Origin of the sequence: Aestuariivita sp., from assembly GCF_049276915.1 — a bacterium.
In the GTDB taxonomy this organism is placed as follows: Bacteria; Pseudomonadota; Alphaproteobacteria; order Rhodobacterales; family Rhodobacteraceae; genus Aestuariivita.
On the sequence record NZ_JBASXK010000148.1, the window covers coordinates 1 to 2,025 of the forward strand.

Below are 2,025 nucleotides of genomic sequence, written 5' to 3' on the forward strand. Positions count from 1 at the left end.
CTCGGCAAGGTTCACTATGATGCCCTCGCCATAGGGGCCAAGATCCACGACCTCGATCGGCCCGGGCTGGTCATGCGACACGGCAAGCGGTCGGGCCGCGTCTGGCTATACCGCCACACCGATCCGATCAGCGGCAAAAAGGTCGAGACACAATTCGGCAGCTATCCCGCCCTCGGGATCGCCGATGCCCGACAGCAATGGGGCGAGATGCGCGACGCCGTGCAGGCAGGCCAATCCGCGCGCCCGCAGGCACCCACGACAGGCGCGATGACCATGGCCGATCTGGTGGGCAAATATCTCACCGAATACGCTCAGCCAACCAAGCGGTCATGGCGGATGGATGAGACCTATCTGACCCGCCACATCGTTCCGCATTATGGCACCCTGCCCGCGACCGAATTCACCGCCGACCATGTGCGATCAATACTGACCTCGATCTGGGCCACCGCCCCGCGCGAGGCAGAAAAGATCCGCGGCGTGATTTCCTCCATGTTCAACGTGGCGACCAGAGGCAGCCGCAAGATCGGCAACCTGTCGGGCCAGACATGGCTTCCGCCCACCACGGTCAACCCAACAACAGCCGTGCTCCTGCCTCAGCGCACCACAGAAAGCCACACACCCACGGATCGGGAACTGACTGTGCTGCTGCGCGCCCTGCCCGCTGAGGGCGATCTGGGAGAGGCGATCCTGCTGCAGGCCCAGACGTGTGCCCGCGTGACCGAGGTGGCCGCCCTGCCCTGGTCCGAGCTGGATCTGGATGCCGGGACATGGTTGCTCCCCGCCGCCCGATCGAAGAATGGGCGCGCTCACCTGGTCATGCTGTCCCGGCAGTCCTGCGCCCTGCTGAAGGCCCGCAAGGCGGGACCGGCGGGCAAGACCCCCTTTGTATTCCCCGGCGCGCGCCACGCGGACCACATCACGCGCAACAGCGTCGGCAAGGCCATGAGCCGCATCCGCAAGGTAGAGAACTTGCCCGAGGGCTTCACCTCCCATGCCTTGCGTCACGGCTGCCTGACGTGGCTGGCGGAGCAACAGGCCGGAAAGGAAATACGGGACCGGATCAGTAACCACGTCGAGACCGCCAGCTCAGATGCGATCTATAACGCGGCGGCTTTAAACCAGCCCGCGCGAGACTGGCTGCAGAAATGGTGCGATCACCTGGCGGGGCTTGAGGCCGAGAACGTCATCCAACTGGGGGCGCGCGCATGACCGATCGTAAGAACCCACCCAACACCGCGTTGCGCCACACCGGTGACGATGCGATCGGCGGGCTGACCTTCGCCGAGCTGATGGGCCTGCCCGATATTCCCGATCACACGGCTGCGCAGCTATTCTTGAGCGGGGCCGATCTCGGCGATGCCGCTAAGCGCCGCGCGGCCGATAGGCTGCAGGAAGACCGCCGAGCGTGGCGGAACCGGCAGAATGCCGAGATCAAAGCCGCCAACGATGCAGAACGGATCGCCTTGGCGTCGCGATTGGCGAGGGAATACCGCCGGCGGGATAGCAGCGCGCGGGTCAGCGACCTTGCAAAGCTTGTCCACGCCGAGATGGTGCGGCTTGAGCCGGAGACTGGCATCAAGGCCCTGGCGGCGTCCACAATCACGGCGCGGATTAGCTTCTGACAATCTGACGGACCGACGGCTCCGTCAGATGTGCTTTCGGACATCACTTTCTCACCGTAGCTTGATCACAGGTTAAGCAAGGACAGAAAGTGATGACCGAACTATCCGACATTGAGCTGAACGTTCTGGCCCAAGATCTCACGATCAAAGGGACCATGAGCCTGCTGAACGCATCCCGCCAGACGGTCTATGACCTGATCAATAGCGGCGAGCTTTCAGCATACAAATTGAAGCGTGCCACGCGCATCAAATCGGAAAGCGTTCTCGCCCTCCGAAACCGCCGGATCACGGCGGAAGACTAACCAAACCCCAACAATTTGAGACAGCCAAACGCAGGGTGCGCCGCCTGCGAACGGTCGAATTGCGTCCGGCGCGCTGAAGGAACTGTGATGAAAACCCCAAC

The 2,025-nt window shown here is 63.0% G+C and carries 3 protein-coding genes; all 3 read left to right on the forward strand.

Annotated elements, in window-relative coordinates; translation table 11 throughout:
* The coding region (locus WAO69_RS15790) for a tyrosine-type recombinase/integrase (protein ID WP_422180865.1) at positions 1 to 1,209 on the forward strand (1,209 nt) is incomplete at its 5' end.
* Positions 1,206 to 1,622 carry a hypothetical protein gene (locus tag WAO69_RS15795; RefSeq protein WP_422180867.1) on the forward strand — a complete coding sequence of 139 codons (417 nt, stop codon included), beginning with the start codon at positions 1,206 to 1,208 and terminating at the stop codon, positions 1,620 to 1,622. The genes WAO69_RS15790 and WAO69_RS15795, both read left to right, overlap by 4 nt.
* A gap of 92 nt (positions 1,623 to 1,714) precedes the next feature.
* Positions 1,715 to 1,924 carry a helix-turn-helix domain-containing protein gene (locus WAO69_RS15800; RefSeq protein ID WP_422180869.1) on the forward strand — a complete coding sequence of 70 codons (210 nt, stop codon included), beginning with the start codon at positions 1,715 to 1,717 and terminating at the stop codon, positions 1,922 to 1,924.
* Positions 1,925 to 2,025 lie beyond the last annotated feature (101 nt).